Annotated in this window: 20 protein-coding genes; 5 read left to right on the top strand and 15 right to left on the bottom strand. The window is 34.2% G+C overall.

The features are described 5' to 3' along the window. Nucleotides 1-21: 21 nt before the first annotated feature. Complete coding sequence (locus tag ACEN2N_RS16045; protein WP_091609002.1) at nt 22-195, bottom strand: hypothetical protein; 174 nt, start codon at nt 193-195, stop codon at nt 22-24. Between the two features lie 170 nt (nt 196-365). Between ACEN2N_RS16045 and fumC the strand changes: the two genes are divergently transcribed. Further along, a complete protein-coding gene (gene fumC, locus ACEN2N_RS16040) occupies nt 366-1,766 on the top strand; it encodes a class II fumarate hydratase (RefSeq protein WP_441825263.1) in 1,401 nt (466 codons plus the stop codon). 66 nt (nt 1,767-1,832) lie between these two features. On the opposite strand, the gene ACEN2N_RS16035 is transcribed toward fumC, so the two are convergent. Beyond that, nucleotides 1,833-2,720: a hypothetical protein gene (locus ACEN2N_RS16035; protein WP_423998979.1), complete on the bottom strand. Its 888-nt coding sequence runs from the start codon at nt 2,718-2,720 to the stop codon at nt 1,833-1,835. A gap of 153 nt (nt 2,721-2,873) precedes the next feature. Here ACEN2N_RS16035 and ACEN2N_RS16030 point away from each other — a divergent pair, with 153 nt between their 5' ends. Then, nucleotides 2,874-3,332, top strand: a complete 459-nt coding sequence (locus tag ACEN2N_RS16030; RefSeq protein ID WP_441825262.1) for a GNAT family N-acetyltransferase — start codon at nt 2,874-2,876, stop codon at nt 3,330-3,332. Between the two features lie 10 nt (nt 3,333-3,342). Then, nucleotides 3,343-4,164, top strand: coding sequence for an MBL fold metallo-hydrolase (locus tag ACEN2N_RS16025; RefSeq protein ID WP_441825261.1), 822 nt, complete (start codon nt 3,343-3,345; stop codon nt 4,162-4,164). A 64-nt stretch (nt 4,165-4,228) separates the two neighbouring features. Here ACEN2N_RS16025 and ettA read toward each other — a convergent pair whose 3' ends face one another. The 3 genes from ettA to ACEN2N_RS16010 form a co-directional block, all read right to left on the bottom strand. Next, nucleotides 4,229-5,920: an energy-dependent translational throttle protein EttA gene (ettA, locus tag ACEN2N_RS16020; RefSeq protein ID WP_441825260.1), complete on the bottom strand. Its 1,692-nt coding sequence runs from the start codon at nt 5,918-5,920 to the stop codon at nt 4,229-4,231. A 69-nt stretch (nt 5,921-5,989) separates the two neighbouring features. Next, nucleotides 5,990-6,166 carry a CAL67264 family membrane protein gene (locus tag ACEN2N_RS16015; protein WP_091904100.1) on the bottom strand — a complete coding sequence of 59 codons (177 nt, stop codon included), beginning with the start codon at nt 6,164-6,166 and terminating at the stop codon, nt 5,990-5,992. Nucleotides 6,167-6,242: 76 nt separating this feature from the next. Further along, a complete protein-coding gene (locus ACEN2N_RS16010; RefSeq protein WP_441825259.1) occupies nt 6,243-7,214 on the bottom strand; it encodes a Gfo/Idh/MocA family protein in 972 nt (323 codons plus the stop codon). Nucleotides 7,215-7,286: 72 nt separating this feature from the next. Between ACEN2N_RS16010 and ACEN2N_RS16005 the strand changes: the two genes are divergently transcribed. After that, the gene (locus tag ACEN2N_RS16005; protein ID WP_441825300.1) at nt 7,287-8,915 is read left to right on the top strand and encodes an acyl-CoA carboxylase subunit beta; all 1,629 of its coding nucleotides are present in this window, start codon (nt 7,287-7,289) and stop codon (nt 8,913-8,915) included. An 11-nt stretch (nt 8,916-8,926) separates the two neighbouring features. On the opposite strand, the gene ACEN2N_RS16000 is transcribed toward ACEN2N_RS16005, so the two are convergent. The 6 genes from ACEN2N_RS16000 to ACEN2N_RS15975 all read right to left on the bottom strand — a co-directional run bounded on the left by ACEN2N_RS16000 (nt 8,927) and on the right by ACEN2N_RS15975 (nt 18,279). Next, nucleotides 8,927-11,551, bottom strand: coding sequence for a carboxypeptidase-like regulatory domain-containing protein (locus ACEN2N_RS16000; RefSeq protein ID WP_441825258.1), 2,625 nt, complete (start codon nt 11,549-11,551; stop codon nt 8,927-8,929). 70 nt (nt 11,552-11,621) lie between these two features. Further along, a complete protein-coding gene (locus ACEN2N_RS15995) occupies nt 11,622-12,968 on the bottom strand; it encodes a M24 family metallopeptidase (RefSeq protein ID WP_441825257.1) in 1,347 nt (448 codons plus the stop codon). Between the two features lie 97 nt (nt 12,969-13,065). Further along, nucleotides 13,066-15,147 carry a YfbK domain-containing protein gene (locus ACEN2N_RS15990; RefSeq protein WP_441825256.1) on the bottom strand — a complete coding sequence of 694 codons (2,082 nt, stop codon included), beginning with the start codon at nt 15,145-15,147 and terminating at the stop codon, nt 13,066-13,068. A gap of 93 nt (nt 15,148-15,240) precedes the next feature. Next, on the bottom strand, nt 15,241-16,311 hold the full coding sequence (locus ACEN2N_RS15985) for an AMP-binding protein (protein WP_441825255.1): 1,071 nt from the start codon (nt 16,309-16,311) through the stop codon (nt 15,241-15,243). A 4-nt stretch (nt 16,312-16,315) separates the two neighbouring features. After that, complete coding sequence (locus tag ACEN2N_RS15980; RefSeq protein ID WP_441825254.1) at nt 16,316-17,236, bottom strand: CPBP family intramembrane glutamic endopeptidase; 921 nt, start codon at nt 17,234-17,236, stop codon at nt 16,316-16,318. Beyond that, nucleotides 17,227-18,279: an o-succinylbenzoate synthase gene (locus ACEN2N_RS15975; RefSeq protein WP_441825253.1), complete on the bottom strand. Its 1,053-nt coding sequence runs from the start codon at nt 18,277-18,279 to the stop codon at nt 17,227-17,229. Before ACEN2N_RS15975 ends, ACEN2N_RS15980 begins: the two co-directional genes overlap by 10 nt. A 45-nt stretch (nt 18,280-18,324) precedes the next feature. Here ACEN2N_RS15975 and ACEN2N_RS15970 point away from each other — a divergent pair, with 45 nt between their 5' ends. Further along, complete coding sequence (locus ACEN2N_RS15970) at nt 18,325-19,119, top strand: SDR family oxidoreductase (protein ID WP_441825252.1); 795 nt, start codon at nt 18,325-18,327, stop codon at nt 19,117-19,119. 1 nt (nt 19,120) lies between these two features. Here ACEN2N_RS15970 and ACEN2N_RS15965 read toward each other — a convergent pair whose 3' ends face one another. The 4 genes from ACEN2N_RS15965 to ACEN2N_RS15950 all read right to left on the bottom strand — a co-directional run bounded on the left by ACEN2N_RS15965 (nt 19,121) and on the right by ACEN2N_RS15950 (nt 23,806). Continuing rightward, entirely contained in the window at nt 19,121-21,073 is a 1,953-nt protein-coding gene (locus ACEN2N_RS15965; protein WP_441825251.1) for a tetratricopeptide repeat-containing sensor histidine kinase, read from the bottom strand. A 419-nt stretch (nt 21,074-21,492) separates the two neighbouring features. Then, the gene (locus ACEN2N_RS15960) at nt 21,493-22,257 is read right to left on the bottom strand and encodes a LytR/AlgR family response regulator transcription factor (protein ID WP_441825250.1); all 765 of its coding nucleotides are present in this window, start codon (nt 22,255-22,257) and stop codon (nt 21,493-21,495) included. 32 nt (nt 22,258-22,289) lie between these two features. Next, nucleotides 22,290-23,198 carry a 1,4-dihydroxy-2-naphthoate octaprenyltransferase gene (menA, locus tag ACEN2N_RS15955; RefSeq protein WP_441825249.1) on the bottom strand — a complete coding sequence of 303 codons (909 nt, stop codon included), beginning with the start codon at nt 23,196-23,198 and terminating at the stop codon, nt 22,290-22,292. Then, nucleotides 23,198-23,806 carry an SPOR domain-containing protein gene (locus ACEN2N_RS15950; protein WP_423998942.1) on the bottom strand — a complete coding sequence of 203 codons (609 nt, stop codon included), beginning with the start codon at nt 23,804-23,806 and terminating at the stop codon, nt 23,198-23,200. Before ACEN2N_RS15950 ends, menA begins: the two co-directional genes overlap by 1 nt. Between the last annotated feature and the right edge of the window lie 33 nt (nt 23,807-23,839).

The following is a 23,839-nucleotide window of genomic DNA, read 5'->3' as shown; positions in this document are numbered from 1 at the left end:
TTTATACTTATACTGTATCATTTAAGCCTCTCTTGCGGCTTTTTTCTTGTCGCGTCTTTCTTTCAACAACTCTATAATGTTACCTCCTAACCAGTAAGGAACAACAAATAATAACAAAAACATCATCAGCCAAAAACCAATGGTTAATATGGTCAAGAAAGCTAAAAATCCTAAATATTGGTCAAAATCAAACATATCTTATTACTTATATATTGCAAAGATACCATAAACGAATTATTTTTTGCAAACGTTAGGCAAAATTTATTTCACTAATCTGAACAATGATGTCACTATTAAAATAAATGTAAACCTTATTTTTGAACTTCTAAAACAAGTTAACTTAAGATTCATTAAAATATACTATTATGAAATTTAGAATCGAGAAAGATACCATGGGTAATGTAGAGGTACCCAAAGACAAATATTGGGGAGCTCAAACAGAGCGTTCTCGCAACAATTTTAAAATAGGCCCTACGGCATCTATGCCATTAGAAATTGTTTATGGCTTTGCTTATTTAAAAAAATCTGCAGCATATGCTAATTGTGAGCTTGGTGTATTAGCAGCCGAGAAAAGAGATTTAATTGCTCAAGTTTGCGAAGAAATTTTGGAAGGCAAACTAGATGACCAATTTCCTTTGGTTATTTGGCAAACAGGTTCTGGTACGCAAAGTAACATGAACGTAAATGAAGTAGTAGCCAATAGAGCACATGAAATTGCCGGTAAAGTAATCGGTGAAGGCGAGAAAACAATTCAGCCAAATGATGATGTAAACAAATCTCAATCATCTAACGATACCTTCCCAACAGGTATGCATATTGCAGCTTACAAAAAGATTGTTGAAGTGACCATTCCGGGCGTTAAGCAATTAAGAGATACGCTTCATAAAAAGTCAGTTGAATTCAAAAATGTAGTTAAAATAGGTCGTACACATTTAATGGATGCTACTCCCCTAACCTTGGGCCAAGAATTTTCTGGTTACGTATCGCAATTAGATCACGGTCTAAAAGCATTGAATAATACACTGGCACATTTAAGTGAATTAGCACTTGGTGGCACTGCAGTAGGTACCGGTTTGAATACTCCTGAAGGTTATGATGTTTTAGTTGCAAAATATATAGCAGAATTTACGGGCTTACCTTTTATTACTGCAGAAAATAAATTCGAAGCACTTGCTGCACATGACGCAATTGTTGAAAGTCACGGTGCATTAAAGCAATTAGCAGTTTCTTTAAATAAGATTGCCAATGATATTAGAATGATGGCATCTGGTCCTCGTTCTGGTATCGGTGAAATCATTATTCCTGCAAACGAGCCAGGTAGTTCTATTATGCCAGGTAAAGTGAACCCTACACAATGTGAGGCGCTAACTATGGTTTGTGCTCAAGTTATGGGTAATGATGTTGCTATTAGCGTTGGTGGCACACAAGGGCATTACGAGCTCAATGTTTTTAAACCGATGATGGCTGCCAACATATTACAATCGGCACAATTAATTGGTGACGCCTGTGTAAGTTTCGAAGAGCATTGTGCTGCCGGTATAGAGCCAAATCACGAAGTAATAAAGCAATTATTGAATAACTCTTTAATGCTAGTTACTGCTTTAAATACTAAAATAGGATATTACAAGGCTGCTGAAATTGCAAATACAGCCCATAAAAACGGTACAACCTTAAAAGAGGAAGCTGTAAACTTAGGTTACGTTACTGCAGAAGATTATGACGATTGGGTTAAACCAGAAAATATGGTAGGTAGTTTAAAAGAATAAAAACAAACTAGTAGAAACGAAAAATGGCGACCAATTGGTCGCCATTTTTATATGCAAAAGGTAATTTTACTTCAACATGAATTTAGAAGTACCCAATAATTTTAATTGATCATCATAAACGTTTACCATATAGTTACCGTCTTTGAAATCACCAGAAGGCTTACTAATATAATCACATACATCTAAAGACTTGTTCTCATAGTAGAAACCAGTTTGCTTACTGTAAGTAATAGAAGCTCCATTATCATTAGTTTTAGAGTTACTACCACCTAGTACATTACCTTGAGGGTCTAAAACTTCTAAGAAGAACTCTCTATCACCAGCTTGTGCAATAACGTTATCTGCAACGGTAAAACAAATTTTAAACTTGTCAGTTGCTTTAGCACGTTGTGTAGAAACTAATTTACCGTTGTTACGCTCTTTAACTGCATCAACATTAAATTTAGATAAGTTCAAAGCAGAACCTTTCTCAACTACTTGAGCTAAGTTTGTGTTTTGTACTACTAGAGAATCATTAAAAACTGTTTGCTTCTCTAATTCAACATACGTACTATCACGTTGCATAGCAATCATAGAGTTAGAACGAGTTAACGAATCAACTTGCTTTAGTAATTGCTCTCTTTCAGCTTTAAGAACACCAACTTGTCTTCTGTATCTAGATAAAGATCCGATATCAGCTTTCATTGTCTTTACAGAGTCAATATATTTTGCAATATTATCTCTAGCACTAACTAACTCTTCGTTAGTGGCATTGCTCTCTAAAATAGCTTTATCGTACTCAGATTTTAAGCTATTTAAATCTTCTACTACCAATTCTTTCTCTTTAGAAAGAACAACTTCGGTCTTCTTTTTATCTTGGTAAAGACTTACTGTGTAAATGATAGTTCCTAAAAGCACAACACCTAAAAGAGCGGTCAAAACTTTTAAGCCATTGTTGTTTTTTGTTTCAGTCATAATTTTAAATTTAATAAAGTGTCTGTTTGTTCAGGTTATATACGAGTTAATTTAATTTTTAGATTTTTTAATGTTAAAATAAATTCTTGATCATGATAAATACCATATAATTAAGGCATAACTTAGGTTTCATAAATTTACCAATTTAAAATTATGCTTACTATTGTACCTTATGAGTCTAAATATACTCAAAACTTTAAAGAGTTGAATATAGCTTGGATAACAGAATTTTTTACTGTGGAAGAGAAAGATAAGGAGTTGTTAGAAAATAGCCAGACTTCTATTATTGATAAAGGCGGATTTATTTTTATCGGATTATGGAATAATGAACCCGTAGGATGCTTTGCATTAATTAAAAAAGATTATCGAAGATTTGAATTAGGGAAAATGGCTGTGGATAAGAATTACCACGGTTTACAGATCGGTCAAAAATTACTAGCCTATGCCATAGATTTTTCTAAAAATAAAAATTGGCACACCTTAGAGCTTTATTCCAGTACAAAATTAGACACGGCACTGCATATATATAAGAAATTCGGATTTATAAATGTTCCATTAGAGGATAATTTAGAGTATCTTAGGTCAGATATTAAAATGGAACTAACTCTTTAAACGTAACATAATGAAACTAAAAGAATTACTTGTTTTACTAATGATAGGCACAATCTCTTTTTCTTGCAAAGAAGTAAAAAAATCTGAGGGCGAAATAGATTCTACTGCTGAAATCGAAGAAAACATGTCTACACCAGTTGAAACGAGTGAACGCAAAGTTGATGCGATTAAAATAATACCAATAGAACACGCGACAGCAGTAATTGAATGGGAAGATGCTGTTATATACGTTGACCCTACTGGCGGAGCTGCTGCTTTTGAAGGTCAAAAAAACCCAACTTTAATATTGATTACCGATATACATGGTGATCACTTAAGTACCGAAACTCTTGATGCTTTAGACACTTCTAATGCAACTTTAATAGTACCACAAGCAGTTGCCGATGAGTTACCTAAAAAGTATTCGAAGCAATTAGAAATTATGGAGAATGGCACCAGCAAGAAATTAGCCGGAATTACCATTGAAGCCATACCTATGTACAACCTTAGAAAAGAAGCTTTAAATTTCCATACCAAAGGTCGCGGTAACGGCTATGTTCTTACTATCGACAAGCAACGAATCTATTTTTCTGGCGATACCGAAGACATTCCTGAAATGCGTTCTTTAAAAAATATAGACAAGGCTTTTGTATGTATGAATTTACCATACACGATGACAGTTGAAAGCGCTGCTTCTGCAGTATTAGATTTTAAACCAAAACAAGTTTACCCTTATCATTACAGAGGCAAACCAGATGTTAGCGATGTTGCAAAATTTAAGCAATTAGTCGATGCAGGCAATCAAGGAATTGAGGTTGTTCAATTAGATTGGTACCCTAATGCTGAATACTAATGTTAGCTGTTAGCTGAAAATTAAAAAGCCCGCAAATGCGGGCTTTTTCTATATAAATACTTGATTATCTAATCAGTTTCTTATACTTGATTCGTTTCGGCATTAAATCTCCGCCTAAACGTTTCTTTTTGCTCTCTTCATAGTCAGAGAAAGAACCTTCAAAGAAATATACTTGAGAGTCACCTTCGAAGGCTAAGATATGTGTACAAATACGATCTAAGAACCATCTATCATGTGATATTACCACCGCACAACCTGCAAAGTTCTCTAAACCTTCTTCTAAGGCACGTAATGTATTTACATCTAAATCGTTGGTAGGCTCATCTAATAGAAGAACGTTTCCTTCTTCCTTTAATGTCATTGCTAGATGTAAACGGTTACGCTCACCACCAGATAACATGTTCACCTTTTTATTTTGCTCACTACCTGTAAAATTAAATCTACTCAAATATGCACGAGAATTCACCTGCTTACCGCCCATCATTACCATCTCTTGCTCATCACTGAAATTCTGCCAAATGGTTTTTTCAGGATCGATGTTAGAGTGACTCTGATCTACGTAAGCGATTTTAGCAGTTTCGCCTATTTCAAATTCTCCTTTATCAGGAGTCTCTTCACCCATGATCATTCTGAAGATAGTTGTCTTACCAGCACCATTCGGACCAATAATACCAACAATACCAGCTTGTGGTAATTTAAAGTTCAAATCTTCGTAAAGTAATTTATCATCATAAGCCTTACTAACTCCTTTTGCTTCAATTACATTGGTACCCAAACGAGGTCCGTTCGGAATATAAATTTCAAGTTTTTCATCAAGCTGCTTTTGATCTTGACTCATTAACTTATCGTAATTATTAAGACGAGCTTTCTGTTTTGTCTGTCTTCCTTTTGCACCTTGACGTACCCATTCAAGCTCTCGCTCTAAAGTTTTCTGTCTTTTAGAAGCTGTTTTACTCTCTTGAGCCATACGCTTCGATTTCTGATCTAACCAAGATGAGTAATTCCCTTTCCAAGGTATACCCTCTCCTCTATCCAACTCTAAAATCCAACCAGCAACATTATCTAAGAAATATCTATCGTGCGTAACGGCAATTACTGTTCCTTTATATTGTGCTAAATGATGCTCTAACCAATGTACAGATTCTGCATCTAAGTGGTTAGTAGGTTCATCTAATAATAAAATCTCAGGTTCTTGAAGTAATAATCTACATAAAGCAACCCTTCTTCTTTCGCCACCTGATAATACAGCAATTTTCTTGTCTGGTTCTGGGGTACGAAGTGCATCCATAGCTATTTCTAACTTGGTATCTAATTCCCAAGCATTTGCTGCATCGATCTTATCTTGTAAAACCGCTTGTTGATCCATCAACTTCTGCATTTTGTCAGGATTCTCGTAAACTTCTGGGAGTCCGAACATATCGTTTATCTTATTGTACTCATCAAGAATAGCAACAGTCTCCGCCACACCTTCCTTTACAATCTCTAAAACAGTTTTGTTTTCATCTAGTTCAGGTTCTTGCTCTAAGTATCCAACATTATAGCCTGGAGAAAAAACAACATCACCTTGAAAGTTTTTATCAACACCCGCAATAATTTTCAACAAAGTAGATTTACCCGAACCGTTTAAACCTAAGATTCCAATTTTGGCACCATAGAAAAAACTTAAGTATATATTCTTTAAAACTGGGGTGTTAGCATTTTTATAGGTTTTCGTAACTCCTGACATGGAGAAGATTACCTTCTTATCGTCTGACATAAAATTATAGTATTAAGTGATAATTAATAGCCTACCCTTAGAATTCAGCGTAGGATATAAAACATTTATTTATACTCTACCTTTTAGAGCGTTAAACACCCAAGCAATAGCAAAAAAACCTATACCTACAGATGCAAAACCCCACCCAGCAACATCATCATAGCGAAAAGCACCTAAAGCAATAAGCGCCAGACCTACAAAAATCATTATAAACGTAGCCCAAGAGAGCACAGTATTCTTATTCATTTTCGAATCAATTAAAATTTTAGCGAACTTCAAATATCGTAAAATTTAAGATATTTGTCCACTATTAACCTTGCTATTATTCAAATGGAAACACAATTCCCGTCAATTTACGAACAGAATCCATAATCTCTATTAAATCTAAACTATTTTGATGGCTCCAAAGAGCACTCTGCTTCTTACCTGAAGCTAAACAATTTTGTACTTCTTCAATCTCGTGCACATAACCTTTACCTCTTTTACCAACCTCATTAGAAGTTGATTCACCATCTTTTTCTATTGTGTATCCTGTAGTTTCATGCCATCTTGAATGTATGAATAAAGAACCTTCACTTCCGGCAATTTCCGCCTTCTTTTCTGAATTTGAATTGAGTCCGCTATACAGAATAGCCTGAGCATTGTTATAATTAAAAATCATGCTGCATTGCACCTCAACTCCAGTTTTATAAAAATTAGCTGTCGCTTTTATATCCTTTGGCATACCCAACATTAGGTAAGCTAGAAATATAGGATAGATTCCTATATCTAATAGTGAACCACCAGCAAGATCAGGATTCAACAACCTACCGCTTTCATCTCTATCTAAAGCATAAAAAGCAAAATCTGCGTGTAAATAACCAATATCCCCAATAGTACCGTTATCCACTAATTCTTTTACTTTTTTAATAGTTGGGTTAAATCGCGACCATAATGCTTCCATCAGAAAAACATTATTTTCTTTGGCCACGGTAATCATTTCTTCAACCTCTTGTCTATTTACGCCCATTGGCTTTTCGCATAGTACAGCATTACCAGCTTTCATAGCGGCAATACTTAATGTTGCGTGCGAAGTATGTGGTGTTGCTAAGTAAATGACATCAACTGTATTGCTTTTAAACAACTCTTCATAACTGCCATAAGCATTTGGCGCACTATATTCATCTGCAAATGCCTGAGCCTTTTCTAAATTTCTAGAAGCAACGGAAACTAATTTACTACCATTTACTAAGGCTAAATCTTTAGAAAAACTATGTGCAATGTTTCCTGCCCCTACTATACCCCACTTTATCATACTTTTTGTTTTTGTTGCATGAACACCAAAATTAACTCCTTATCTTTATCAAAAGAAAAGAAATTATACAGAATGGATTTAAAATTCAATCAAAACGAAGATAGGAATAAGTTGTTATTATCAGACCTTAGAAGAAAGCTAAACGAGGTTTATTTAGGCGGAGGAAAAGCCAAAATAGCCAAACAGCATGATCAGGGTAAAATGACCGCTAGAGAGCGTATTGATTATCTTTTAGATCCAAAAACCGAACAAATAGAAGTCGGAGCCTTTGTGGGTGACGGTATGTACGAAGAACATGGCGGATGTCCTTCTGGTGGCGTGGTCATTAAAATTGGCTACATCAAAGGAAAGCAGTGTATAGTTGTTGCCAATGATGCAACGGTTAAAGCCGGAGCGTGGTTCCCGATTACTGCCAAGAAAAATTTAAGAGCACAAGAAATAGCCATTGAGAACAGACTCCCAATAATATACTTGGTAGATAGCGCTGGTGTGTATTTGCCTTTACAGGATGAAATTTTTCCTGATAAAGAACACTTTGGCCGCATATTTAGAAATAATGCCATCATGAGCAGTATGGGCATAACTCAAATATCTGCCGTTATGGGTAGTTGTGTTGCCGGTGGGGCGTATTTACCGATTATGAGCGATGAAGCGCTAATCGTAGATAAAACCGCAAGTATATTTTTAGCAGGTAGCTACTTGGTAAAAGCTGCTATTGGTGAAAGTATTGATAACGAGACTTTAGGCGGTGCAACCACACATTGTGAAATTAGCGGAGTAACCGATTATAAAGCAAAAGATGATGCAGCAGCTTTAGATACCATAAAAAATATTATGGATAAAATCGGTGATTTCCCTAAAGCAGGATACAACCGTAAGAAAAGTATAAAGCCAAAAGAAAATCCGGATGATATTTACGGAATTCTACCAAGCTCTAGAGCTGAACAATACGATATGATGGAAATCATCAAGCGATTGGTAGATGAATCTGATTTTGAAGAATATAAAGCTGGCTACGGGCAAACCATTCTTACCGGATATGCACGTATTGATGGTTGGGCCGTTGGTATAGTTGCCAACCAAAGAAAAGTAGTAAAAACTGCAAAAGGTGAAATGCAATTTGGCGGAGTCATCTATTCTGACTCTGCAGATAAAGCAACCCGCTTTATAGCTAACTGTAATCAAAAGAAAATTCCGTTAGTATTTTTACAAGATGTTACCGGTTTTATGGTAGGTAGTAAAAGTGAACATGGTGGTATCATAAAAGATGGCGCCAAAATGGTAAATGCAGTAAGTAATTCCGTCGTGCCAAAATTCACGATTATTATAGGTAATAGCTACGGAGCAGGTAATTATGCTATGTGTGGTAAAGCTTATGACCCAAGATTAATTGTGGCATGGCCAAGTGCAGAACTAGCTGTAATGAGTGGTAACTCTGCCGCTAAAGTATTACTGCAGATTGAAAAAGCTTCTTTAAAAAAGAAAGGTGAAACTATTACCGAAGAAAAAGAAACCGAGCTTTTCGATAAAATCAAAAAACGTTACGACAACCAAGTATCACCATATTACGCAGCTTCTAGATTATGGACAGATGCCATCATAGATCCTAAAGACACCCGTAAATGGATATCAATAGGTATAGAGGCTGCTGATCATGCACCTATTGAAAAGCCTTTTAATATGGGGGTTTTGCAGGTTTAAAATTGTGTTTATTAAAGAATGTGAATAAGTTTTCTATTCACATTCTTAACATCCAATCTAAAGATTTTAATCATGTCTTTTTGATTCTCAGCGCCATAATTCGTACTGACCGTTATTTTTAAATAGGTAGCTAAACCTGTTTTATTTCCTTTGTAATCAGCATTAATACGCCAATTACGTGGATTGCCATAAATGAAAAAATCTTTACTAGTATAACCTTTAGACAATAGGCTTTCACTTAACTCTCCATCCATCGTATTTGACCAACTACTTAAATTATCATCAGGCGACACAAACTGAAAATTTAACTCTGCTGCATCATCGTTCCATTCTAACACAATTCTTGTTTTAGTTTCTTCCTTATTAATAAAAGTTGATATTGAGCCATCTAATGTATCCTCTGAAATATCCAATAAGGTTTTTACTTCAGAATTAATAACATTCTGTAAGGCATCTGGCTGTTTAGAGAAAAAGCCTTCTTTAGTTAAATTGAAATACCTAGCATATAGGTTTTCTCCTCTTTCCCTTTGGTTGTTATTGATGTATGCATTTGCCAAATCTCTATATGACTGTACAGAATTAGATTTCAGTAGCAATATTTGCTTGTATAATTCTACAGATTGGTCATGTTTTTTATTTTTATCTAACACAAAAGCTAGTGCCTTTAGATAATTGATATCATTACTGAAACATTTTATATTCTTAGAAATTAATTCTTCGGTAAAATTTTTATTTCCAAAAAATTCAAGAAAATAATTTGTGGCATCTATATTAAAATTAGGGTTTGTGCCAAATTTGGGTTCATAAGAATTATAAATCTCTTGTGCTTTTACGAAGTTTTCGCTAACATAAAGTTCCTGTAAAAAATCGGGCCAATTACGACGGGCTTCCTCTTCTGTAATAACCTTCTCATCCATTTCTTGAGTAAACATCCTTCCTTTTTCAGGTGCACCAGAAGACGAAGATGAAAAATTAGCGGCTTTTGTATTAATAATGATAACACCGCCAGCACCCATTGTACCATATTTAGCTACAGATGCCAACCCTGATAATACCGCAATACGTTTTATTTGCGCTACATCAAGAAAAGAAGGAAAACCTGAAACTAAAAGTCCATCTACCTCATAAGCTGCAGGAATAGGGTTCATAGTACCTTGTTGTCTTAAAAATATTTGTGTTGAACCATCCATATTATCTGTGGACAACATACTTAAACCAGCAACCTTACCGCGTAACAAATTCCCTAATGAAGACGCGCCACTACCAAATTCGGATTCATCTACAATACTCATAGAATAACCTGAAGTTTCTTTACTGAAAAGACCAAAAGATGTTTTAATAATTCCCTTATCTTCATTAAAATCTCTATACAACTCTTCTTGACTTCTTTTCTTCCTAGCCAAACTTGTTACTGTTACCTCTTCAAGTTCTAATACTTTTTCCTCTAAAGCTACATTTATGGCGAAAGTAGTTTCCAATACAGTTCTTACTTGAGTTTCTAAGTTTGAATAACTGTATTCTAGTTCATCGCTCAAAGAAGCTTTAATATTATATCTACCACTATCATCGGTAGTAGTTACTTCGCCAGTAGTTAAATTTTGAATTTGAACTCCTTGTACTCTTTCTCCTTCCTTAAATACAAACCCATTGACAACACCAATATTTCTACCCATGCTTTGTAGTAATTGCTCGTTGGTGTAATTGGTTATTAGTTTTTCATCTAATAATACAACATCCTCTTCCTCTTCTTCCTCTAGCAATGTAGTGCTTACAAAATAAGTTAGGGCATCTTTAGCGTATCGTTTCCATTCCCCTTGACTTACGTATCTACGATAAGAAACTCCCGGTGTATCATCACCCGCAATTACAAGGTCTATTTTATCGCCGTATACTTTTAATAATTCTATACCGATACTAAAATCATTCTCAACAGTAATATTAAAAGGAACTAAGTCTACACCTACCTTTCCAATATTTGTTTTAAGGGTATACGTAATATTCTTATTAGTTAACTTGTGTTCAGGCAACGAAGTTGATCCATCATAAATGTTCACGCGTAGCAATAAACTGTCTGAAATATTTTTTAGCACATAAAAATAGAAAGCATTCAGCTGTCTTTTTTTCTTATTGACATTAATTTTTGTAACCAATTCACCACCTAATGCACCATCACCCTCCCAAGAACCATTTTTCAACTGCCCTACAAATGAGTACCCTACCATTTTTTCGGTTTTACTTCTTTTCTTTCTTTTACTGGAGGTTAAAACAACTTCATTTAGACTTACAATTTCGGGCTGCAATTCTATTTGGGTTGATTTCATATCTTGAGCAATCACCATAGAAAATGGCAATTTAAACTCCTTATACCCAATAGAAGAAACTTTTAATGTATCTAAGTCTGATAATTTAGCGGTATCAAACAAAAAATTAAATGCTCCGTATTCATCTGAAACGGTACCAAGACCTTTATCTATAATACCAATATTCACGTAAGGTAAGGTAAGACCTGTATCAGCATCCGTAACTACTCCTTTAAAAACCGTTTGTGAGAATACACTTTTGGTTAAAAAAGTTAGACCAACCCATACAAAGATTACTATGCTTCTCTTCAAAAGAAAATTAAAATTCAATTCCATATAACTATTTATAAATCTTGAAAATAAGAATTTTATTACATGGATATTGAACAACCCTACAAATTAAAAATTAATTACCCTGATGCTCTTTTACTCTTGGTATCAATAGCAGTTCGGTTTGTCGCCCATTAACATATCTAAAACCTTCTTCACCGTAAAAACCGGCTTCTTCGAGCATGATACGAATATCTCTGTTCCATTCTGGTATATTGACAGTTGTATTCAATTCAATAGCATATACTGTATTTGGGTTCAATGTATAATTTTCACCATCATCACGCATAACACCACCTTGAGAATCCCACATACCTATTGTAGTACCTGCAGAATGACCATATAACCCAAGTGGATGTGTGTATATAGATGGTTTTAATCCTGCTGCTTTAGCCTCCTTTAATGATTTTGCTAGAATATCATTACCAGACCTGCCTTTAACCATGTTGTTGGTCAAAAAGTCTTGTAATCTATTACCATCTTTAAGTCCGTTTACCAAAAAATCTGGTGCAGAAGTTTCTTTAGGTTTCAACACATATGCCAATTCTTGACAATCGGTGTTTAGACGTAAGTACGTAATTCCGAAATCGCAATGCACTAAGTCTCCAGGTAAAATGACCATATCATCTGGCTTATCTGCAAACGAATAAAACCTACTGCCTTTGTCTTTTTCGCTTCGTTGTACGTCTACGGTTGGGTGAAACCAAGTTTCCAAACCTAAATCGGTTACTTTTTGACGCATCCACCACACCACATCTGAAGTTGTCGTTAAGCCCGGAGTAATTACTTTCTCAGAAAATGCCTCTGCTATAATATCGTGAGTGATATCTACTAATTGGTCATAAATAACCATTTCGCGTTCAGATCTAGTTTCGATCCAACGAACGGCAAGCTGCTCGGCAGAAGTAACTTTTGAGGTATATTCTTTAGGAAGATTTGCCATAAACTCTTCATAATCAGTCTTAACCAAACCATCGGCTATATTATGGTCTGTAGAATAATTGAGTCCGATTTTCTTCGGATTTCTTTCGGATATCAACTGCATTAATCTTTTCCATTGATTTGGCTCTTTCTCCTTATCCCAAGCAGAAACAATATTATTACCTACATTATAACGGGCCACAGCCAGCTTCTCAATAGTATTCTTCGCTTTATCTCTGTAAAATAAAAGAATAGTTCTTCTACGCGCATTTAACCACGTAGCCGGAAGCATAGTTTTAATTACGGGATCTTCATTGTATTCCCGTGAGATAACCACCCACATATCTATGTCAGAGGCATCCATAAGTTCAGGTAGCAAATTATTGAAACGGTCGTCTAATATTTCATCTATCACCTGAGCTCTTTCTTTTTCATTTAGAATTTGTTGAGCGTAAATTTCCCCTATAAAAATTAGGCATACAAAAAGGAATAGTTTTTTCATGAGTGTTGTTTGGTTTAAGCCTTGAAAATACAAAATAACACACATTCGAAATAAACTATTCCTCTAAAATCAATTGATTTTTACAATCTGAATAATATCAATAGTTGTCTGATACCAATTTCTCGTCAATGCTTTTAACCAACCTGATAAATTCTGCTCTATACCCGTTTTTATCTTCTCCTCTACCCTTCTCTGCTAATACAATGACATCATTTAATGAACCTTTATTATTAAATGCTGACTTTCGTAATTGTTGACCGAATAAAGCAACAGCTGCAGAGAATTGGAAATCTTTAGACATTTCTTGAGTATTTGAATTTTGGACATGTACCAATTCAATACTCTTATTACCATCAGGTTTTTTATATCTGAATTTCAAGGTAAATAACTCATCAGAAAACCCAGTATTGCTAGAAGTATTGGTATACTTTAATTGTGGTATTTCTTTATCATATGCTGAGGTAACACCTGCTTCAATAATCTCATACAAAGCGGTTACCTTATGACCACTACCTAACTCACCTGCATCTTTGGTATCATCAATAAAATCTTCGTCAGCCAATAATCTATTTTCATAACCGATTAGTCGATACGATTTTACTTTTGCAGGATTAAACTCTACCTGTAATTTTACGTCTTTAGCAATGGTAAATAAAGTACCGCCAAATTCCTTCCCAAATAACTTCTGAGCCTCTTGCATGGTATCTATGTAACCATGATTTCCGTTCCCTTTGTCTGCTAAAGTTTCCAACTTAGAATCCATGTAATTACCCATTCCGAAACCTAAAACTGAAAGAAACACTCCTGATTCTCGTTTTTCAACAATCAAATCTTCCATGTCTTTATCTCTAGACAACCCAACATTAAAATCACCATCGGTTGCCAATATCACTCTATTATTACCAGTCTTCTTAAAATGTTTCTCTGCCAATTTGTAAGCTAATTGAATACCTGCTCCACCAGCTGTAGAACCGCCAGCTTCTAAATTATTTAAAGCGCTCATGATTTTCTCTTTATTGTTACCAGATGTAGGCTCTAATACAACACCGGCTGCCCCTGCATAAACTACAATAGAAACTCTATCTTTTTCTCTTAACTGATTTACTAATAGTTTAAAAGCGGATTTTAATAACGGTAATTTGTTGCCTGCTGACATAGAACCAGAAACATCTATTAGAAAAGTAAGATTAGATGCCGGTAATTCTTCATTCAAGTATTCTTTACCCTGCAAACCAATGCGCACTAATTTTGTATCTACATTCCAAGGGGTTTGTGCTACCTCGGTGTTTACAGAAAAAGGATGTTCGTCTGTTGGTTGCGGATAGTCATAATCAAAGTAATTAATCATTTCTTCAATCTTAACTGCATCTACAGGTACGTCCTTCCCATTATTAATGAATCTTCTAATATTGCTATACGCTGCTTTATCAACATCTATAGAAAAAGTAGATAGTGGATTTACGGCAACATTCTGAAACTGATTTTCAGTAATTTGTGCATAATTCTCATCTTCTTCAATAGCATAATTTCCTTTTACAGTATGAATTACAATGCAGCCATACTTGGCATCTGACCCATACAAACTCTTAGCTTCAGAAGCTTTAAGTTCTTTTCTACTATTAATATCTTCACTTTTAAATCTTTGAACAATTGAATTGTATTGCTTTTCAATAGGAATACCATCAACAATATATAGAGGACTGCTAACTGAAGCGGCTACTCCTTTTTCATCTACCGAACCCACACCACGTATATTGACACCACTCACCTTGCCCTGTAAAATTCTACTAATATTAGATTTAGGAGATTGCATGTTAACCATTGCAACGGAGCCTGTAACTTGATGACGTTTTTGAATACCATAACCAGTAACTACAATCTCTTCTAACATTTGAAAATCTTCTTCAAGTGACACATTAACAACCGCTGAATCTATGATCTTTACAATCATATTTTTACAACCTATATATGAAAATGACAGTTCAGCTTCCTTTTGAACTGTAAGAACATAATGGCCGTCAAAATCTGTTTGAGTACCATTAGTCGTTCCTTTTTCCATAACATTTACACCAGGCATAGGGTCACCTGCGTGATCAGAAACAATACCACTAATTTTAACTTGCTGAGAAGGCAACAGCATACTACTGAGCAGAAAGAATAGGAAAATTGCATTTTTCATAATAATTGGTTTAAAGTTTGAGCAATAAACCTATTAAGAAAGAAGCTTTTTAAAAACCAGCAATGAGTGAAGCGTACTTTAGAATGAGGGACGTTATGACTTCAATAAGGTCATGGTTTCTTTCCGCTTTACCTTTCCGCTATCAGTTCGTAAGAATACCGGAATAGCTTTAATTTGACGAGGCACTTCGTACTTAGATAAAAGAAGACTTGAAGTAATTTTCTTTAATACGTCCTTTTCTATCACTTTACCTTCTATTACCAATACTAACTGCTCCCCTAGTTTTGTATCTGGTAAAGAAGCAATAAAAAAAGGCTGCTCTATACTATTCGAAAGTTTAGCCTCTATCTGCTCGGGACTAAGTTTAATTCCCCCAGAATTAATTACATTATCCAATCTGCCTAGCCATTTAAACTCTGTTTCCGAAACTAATTCAATGAAATCATTAGTAACCACAGTTTCATCTGCAATCTTTGGTGCATTAATTACCAAACAACCTCTGTCGTCTTTAGATATTTCAATATTTGGTAAAATAGAAAAAGGCGTATCATCTGCTACACCATTATTCAAAGGCTTAACTGCAATATGCGTTATAGTCTCCGTCATACCATAGGTTTCATAAGAGGCATTTGAAATACCTTTTATTTCTTTTCTTAATGAGTTAGAAATAGGAGCACCACCAATAATCAACTTATGCAGCAGTGAAAGCTTTGGCAAAGAATTAGCAACTTGTAAAGGAACCATTGCTCCAAAATCAAAAGACCTATTTATATCTTCTAACGGATTTGAAGTAGGTTCCACAAAATGAATATCTAACCCCAAAACCAATGCTCTTACCAACATAATTTTACCGGCAATATATGTCGCAGGCAAACATAATAAAGCAGAAGATTTTGGTGATAGATTTAAATAGCCACCTGTCGCCAAAGCACTATTCTCCATTTGTACTTTCTTTAAAACAATGGTTTTTGGAGCACCCGTAGAACCAGAGGTCTGTACCGAAATTGTAGGTGAATCATCTATCCAATCTAAAAGAAATTCACCAATATGCTTTTCGAATTCTTCCCCTTCCTTAATAAGGCTATAGCTTACTTCTGATAAATCATTAAAAGAAATAGCTCTACCGTGAATTGAAAAACTTGGGTGTACTGAAGCTTTATACATTGTACTAATTATCTAATTTTAAAAATTCTTCTTCAGACAATACCTTTCCTGTTAATTTTTCTTTCCAGTTGGTCCAGCCATACTTTTTTGAGAAGATTAATAATAGAATTGGGAAAACTATAAATACCGGCACCAAAACATCCCAACCTAAAATTGGATCAGAAACATCCCTGTACAATGAATCAGTTTGAAAAGCAGTCCAATCAGCAGTCAACAATAACGCTCCAATTAAATTATTAGCGGCATGAAAACCCAAGGCAAGCTCTAAACCTTCATCCATAAGGGTTATAATACCAAGAAAAAAACCAGTACCTATATAGTATATCATAATACCATAACCCAGTTTCTCTACTTCAGGATTTCCCAAATGCATTAATCCAAATAACACAGAAGTAACAACTAAAGGTATCCATCTATTTTTTGTAGCAATACCCAACCCTTGCATCATATAACCCCTAAATAAATACTCCTCAAAGCTAGTTTGTAAAGGAATTAGGATTATTCCAATTAAAGCCAAACTTAAAAATGGCATCAACTTGAAATTAAACAGGTAATCTTCAGGAGATAAATAAATACCAATAAAAGTTAAAACTATTGTTATCAGTCCCCAAATACCAAAAGCAAAAAAAACTCTTTTCCAATCTATTTTTTTTCTGGATGTTGTTAAACTAGTAATGCTTTGAGAATGCACTAATTTTGTCCACCCAAGCACCACAAATAGACCTACAGCCAATGGAACAAGTAAAATAATCAATACAAGATTAGAGCCTAAGCTAGCTATCAATTGCGCCATGCTATCCTCTACACTAACTGGTGACAATATTATTGCGATATAGTTCAATATCATAAACCCTATAAAACAACCAGGAATAATTAAATATTTCCATAAACCTAAATCACCTTTATACCCTTGTTCTATATACATAAACTTTCAATTAAATTTGTATTCCATTTTTTAGAGTTGTTATAAAATAAACCTCCTTGATTCACTTCTAACGGACTCTCTATATTATTCGTAAAAAGAGACCCGGTCCCTAACCCTTGTGGCATTTCATTACCTAATGTTGCCGTCCACTGTGCAATGGCATTTAACCCAATATTACTTTCTAATGCACTTGTAACCCACCAGTCGATATTATTTTTTTCAGCAATAGAAATCCATTCACCGCTTCCTGCAAAACCACCAACCAAACTTGGCTTCAAAATTATATATTGTGGCTGTATGGTTTGTAGTAACGCTGCCTTTTTTATTACATCTACAACCCCAATTAATTCTTCATCTAAAGCAATCGGCAAAGGTGTATTTCTGCAGAGTAATTGCATTTCTTCAGCTTGCCCTTGTTTAATAGGCTGTTCTATAGAGTGCAAATCGAGTTTCGATAAAATTTCTAATTTAGATAAAGCCTCCTGTGGCGAAAATGCTCCGTTAGCATCTACACGTAATTCAATCGCTTCTTTTGAATAACGCTCTCTAATAGATTTAAGTAATGCTATTTCAGTATCGAAATCTATTGCTCCAATTTTCATTTTTATACAACAAAAACCATCATTTAGTTTATCCTCTATTTGCTGATGCATAAACTCCTTATCCCCCATCCAAACCAATCCGTTAATTGAAATTGGCTCTTGATGATTTAAAAAAGAAGATTCAAAAAGGTGAAACGGATTTTTAGAACGCAGCGACATAAAAGCCTGCTCAATGCCGAATTGAATACTGGGGAAATTCTTTAGCTGCTTCAATAATTCGGTTTCGCCCAAATTCATATTTTCTGCAACCCATGCACATTTCTCTTCGTATTCAAGAACATCATCAAAACTAAGGCCTCTAAAAAGTCCGCATTCACCGACACCCCATTTTCCTTCATCTACTAAAAAGAGAAACCAAGTTTCTTTGGTTCGCAGAATTCCTCTAGAAGTTCCGCTAGGGTTTTTAAAATTTAGGAGATACTTTTTAAATGTTGCCTTCATAATATCGCACAAATTTAACTATATTTTGAACTTAAATACAATGGAATGGCCAGTATAGAAAATAAGGTGATTTGGATAACAGGAGCATCTTCTGGAATTGGAGAAGCATTAGCATATCAGTTAAATATACTTGGAGCAAAAATTATACTATCAGCAAGAAGAGCGGATGTTCTTTTAGAAGTAAAAGGTAAATGTAAAATTACTAAAAATGCAGCTATACTTCCTTTAGATTTAAATGCATTTGACTCACTAGAAAGCATAACCGAAACGGCCATATCAATCTATGGAAAAATAGATATTTTGATTAATAATGGCGGACTAAGTCAACGTTCACTTATCATTGACACAAAATTTGAAGTATATCAACAAATGATAGACGTTAATTATTTGGGTACTATTAAACTAACAAAACACCTACTACCCTATTTCATAGCTCAAAAAGGTGGTCATTTCGTTACTGTAACCAGTTTAATGGGAAAGTTCTCTTCTCCCTATCGTTCGGGCTATTGCGGCGCAAAACATGCGTTACACGGTTTCTTTGATGCTTTGCGTATGGAACATGAGAAAGACAATGTCAACGTATCGATTATTTGCCCAGGATTTATACAAACCAACGTCGCCAAAAATGCATTAACCGGTGATGGGTCTGCTTTACAAAAAGAAGATAATGCTACGGAAAATGGAATGCCCGTTAACGAATGTGCAAAAGAAATTATCTCTGCAATTAAAAAGAAAAAATTTGAGACCTATGTGGGCGGAAAGGAGAAATACGGAATTTACCTAAAAAGATTCTTCCCTAAACTGTTACACAAAGTTGTTTTAAAAAGTAAAGTGCGATAATTTATTTAAAATTAAACCAAAAACGTACACCCTCAGTGGTCTTATCAGTATTTAAAGAAGTTTGAAGCTGATTTGCCAATCTGTTCATTAAACGAATACCCATAGAAGAATTTGCACGCTCTTCAGTATCTTCTGGCAAACCTATACCATTATCGGTATATTCAAAAAAGCCTTCTTGACCTAACAATTTTCTTAAGTGAATATATATTTTACCGTCACTGTCATCATTAGGAAAAGCATATTTAAATGAATTGGAAACTAACTCATTTAATATAAGTCCGAACGGAATTGCTCGATCAATATCAAGTTCAACGCCTTCTGCATCGATAGTGATATTAATATTATGACCTCCTTTTTTGTAAACAGACTGAATACTATTAATTAAACTTTCAATATAACCCTGCATTTCAATAACAGATAAATCGTCGTTTTGATACAATTTCTGATGTATTAACGCCATTGCCTTAACCCTACTTTTACCTTCTTCTAAGGCTTCAATAGCAGCTTTACTTCTTGTGTTCTTGGTTTGTAGACTTAACAAACTAGAAACCATTTGAAGATTATTCTTAACCCTATGGTGAATTTCTTTAAGTAGAGAATCTTTTTCTACCAAGGCATTCTCAATTATAAATTTTTGCTCTGCGATCAAGCGTTGATTTTTAATACTTTTTAAATAAGCATAAACCAAACCAGCAAAACCAATAAGTGTAAATATTAAGGATACAAACACCAAGCTAATTTTATCGTCTCTTGCCTTAATATCTTTTCTAGATTCTTCTAATTGATTTTTTTGTTGCTCCATCATTTTTCTAGAATTCTCTAGATCTTGAGCAACAACAGAAGTTAATTGTTGATTTTTAATGTTAGATGCCAAGGCATCTATGGAGTCTCTTATTTTTATATTCTTCTTTAAATAGACAGTAGAATTTTCAAAATCGCCCGTTTTAAAATAGTAATCTGCGTAAATTCTATTGCGCTTTAAAATATTATCAGATTTAATAGGATTAAGATCATCACTTAAATAATCTGTTGCTTTAGAGTAATTTTCTAATTTTAAATAACACTCTGCTAGCGCAAGTGTATTTTCAATAATATCAGAAGAGAATTTACTTTTATTATATTTCTTAATAATATCTCTACTCTCTTCTAAAAACGGAATCGCCTTTTCGTACTCTCCTAATTGCACATGGCATTTACCAATGTTACCAATAATCAATCCGTTTAAAATTCTGCCATCGGCAATTTCCTTATCAGAATGTTGATTGGTTACATCACTTAAAAATACTTTTATGAGTCCTTCTGCTTTCTTAAAATAACTAAGTGCTGTTGGTGTCGATTTGTCTAATCTTAAATAATTACCAATAGTATTATTATATATAGCTTGACCATAATAATCATCATCTTTTAGATCTCTTTTCTCTTCGGTCATGTAATCGCGCATCGCTTTTCTATACTGCCCAAGGCTGGCATATATATCATAAAAAGCAACATTGTCGGTAAATCCTAATTCTCGCTTGACCCTTCTAATCTCTATTTGCTTATCATACAATTCAAGCATGGCGTAATTAGAATCTAATATGCCCAAAATGTTTTGTTTAGATTCTACATCTAAACTTGTTATGTTCTCATACAAAGGTCTTGCAATAGCCAAGCTCTTCTCGTAGTTACCCAAATCATAGTAAATTTGAGATTCTATGAGTTGGTAATTGCGAATAGAAGTTGAGTCTTTAGTCTTCTCAGAACTATTTAAGTACACCTTTACGGTATCTAACCAATCGTATGGTGAATTCTGATTGTAACGGTTGGGAGTATTAAAAAAGAAGAACGAACGTAACTCGCCGTTCTCTAAATCTTGAAATTGCCTGTAGTAATCTTCATTCTGAGTTGCCACAGTATCTTGCGCAATAACTAGGCACGTAATTGCACTAAAGATTAAAGTGCATACTAATCTCAAAATAACTTGTTTTTTCATATCTCAATAAAAGCTGAATCAAACTTAAAACTTATACCTGATTCTACTAAATTTTTGTTGTGAGCTACCATTACATGATTGTCAAATAACCATAAACTCAAAAAGCGTGTTCTACGTACTTTTCAATAAAAAAATAAAAATTGAAGTTGATTTTCTAATTAGATCAAATTCTAGTCAAAAAACATACAATTTCTAATACTTCAAAATTATACATAAGCAATTGGCTTAAGTATTATTTGTTGTGTAACCTGCAATAGTTGTTGTGAAACGAAAATCAAATAGAGAGAAGTGTATTTCATCGTTAAAAAGATACGTTTTAACGATGAATAAATACCTTTTATCACAAAAATATCAAAAAAAAAAACACCCCTAAAGGTGTTTTAATATATAATAGACCAAGACTATGAATTCATAGCCGAGATGATAAATTCTTTAAAATCTTTAGAAATCGGTATCAACGTATTATTGATCATAATATCTTTGGAATTGATAGCATCTATATGATCCACATTTACGATGTAAGACTTATGTGCTCTATAGAATTTATTTTGTGGTAGCTTCTCTAAATAGTCTTTTAAAGGCGAACGTACCAAAAACTTTTTATCGACCGTATTTACTTCTAGATAAACGTTGTCAGCTTTTATAAATTGAATATCTCCAAATTGAATCCTATAATAAAGATGCTGTTTTTTAACAAAAATAGAATCTTTCAATATTGAATTTGACATTGCAACATCTTCTGTACTGGTATCATTTACCACCCCATTATTTGCGGCAGTCTGTTTACCATAAATAAAATTAGATAACGCAATTTCAATTGATGTGTAAAGATCCTGTTGCTCGAAAGGCTTAACTAAATAACCATTTGGTTTTACAGTTTTGGCATTTTCTACTGTTGCACGGTCAGAGTTAGAGGTTACGAAAATAAAAGGTATATCATAATTCTCTCTAATATGCTTACCCAAGTCTATACCGGTTTTATCTGAAGCTAAAATGATGTCGATAAGAACTAAATCGACCTGTTGGGTTTTTAAAACTTCAACAGCCTGCTCGTAAACAATTACGTTATCAACTATTTCATATCCTATTTCCTCTAGCATAGATTGCATATCATCGGCAATGATGACATTATCCTCAACAATTAGAATTTTAATGGGTTGTTCCAAGGCTTAAAATGGTTAGTGGGTTATACTCAAAATTACAAAAAATAATAATAACTAATAAAAAACAACAGAGCGATAAAAAAGGTGCTTAAAGCTAATTTTTTAAGCTCTGGATCAAGTTCTGCCTCATTACTCGTTTCAGCTACTTTTCTCATGTGTATTAGTATCGGCACATAGCCAATAAGACATAGATAACGTATTTGTGATGCATTTGTTGTAAGTAAAAAGAAAAACAAGCATAAAACTGAAATAATCAACAAACTATAATGGTATCTTTTCGACTTTAATAAGCCCATCTTTACCACCATGGTATTTTTACCGACCAGTGCATCAGATTTTATGTCTCTCATATTATTAAGGTTAAGCACACCTACACTTAAAAGACCAATTGCTATTGCTGGCAAAAAAGCCATCAAAGAGATAGCTTTAAGATATAAGAACATGGAACCTAAGACACTCACTAATCCGAAGAAAATAAAAACAAAAATATCTCCTAGACCATTGTAGCCATAAGCTGATTTACCTACGGTGTACTTTATGGCAGCCCAAATGGCAAACGCACCTAAAAGCAAAAATAATGATAGATAAAAAATATCTTCTAGTCCGAATGACACTATAATTAATAAAACAATAAGTATAACATTGACAATGATACTAACATATATACCCACCTTCAATTGCGGGGCAGTCAATAGTCCACTTTGTAAAGCTCGTTTTGGTCCAACCCTTGTATCGTTATCGGTACCTTTTACTCCGTCGCCATAGTCGTTGGCAAAGTTCGAAGTAACTTGTAAACCTATTGTAGTAAGTAAGGCTAATACAAAAATATAGGTATTGGTTTCGCCATAGTATGCAGCAATTGCTGTACCAACGAGAATACCAGATATTGATAAGGGAAGCGTTCTAAGTCTTGCTGCGTTGAGCCAAGCTTTAACTTTAATCACTAATATGGATCTTCTATTTGAATTCTTTTTCCATCTTGATATGAAGCTACAAAAGCATCGCCAAAACCTATATCAACCAATTGTTTTCTAAAAGATTGCGCCTCTTCTAAAGTTTCAAAATTACCTAAAGAGTATGAGTAAAATGGATTGGTTTTAACGAAAAGTGTATTTGTTAAAGCTTCAGAGGCCAAAGTAACATTGTTATCTACAAATGATTTTACTTGTACCGAATATATTTTTTCTTTCTGCAAGAACTCTTTAGCCAAATAGAATTCTTTTACGAGGCTCAGCTCTTCGTTCTGCTCTTTTAAATTTTCTAAACGAGTTCTAATGGCATCGACACTATCAATAGAAGTCAATACTAAATCATTAGAAGTTTTTCTATTAAAACCACCTGAACTTGACAAACCTGCTGTAAATGAAGTAAAAGCCAAACCACCAATTAAAAAAAGACCTGTAACCCCTGCGAATATATTTCGCTGAATTTTACTCTTTTTGAGTTCTTTGTTCTTAAACTTTATTTGATCTAATAAACGCTCATTGATAATTTGAGCTTTATCGACGTCTTTATGTAATTCTAGTAAATCGCTTTCTTCTATAAAGGGCATATACAGGGGTAATTTTTACGCTTAAAACCTAAA

Origin of the sequence: Maribacter spongiicola (assembly GCF_052119685.1) — a bacterium.
Classification (GTDB): domain Bacteria; phylum Bacteroidota; class Bacteroidia; order Flavobacteriales; family Flavobacteriaceae; genus Maribacter; species Maribacter spongiicola_A.
This window is presented reverse-complemented; position numbering and strand designations above follow the sequence as displayed.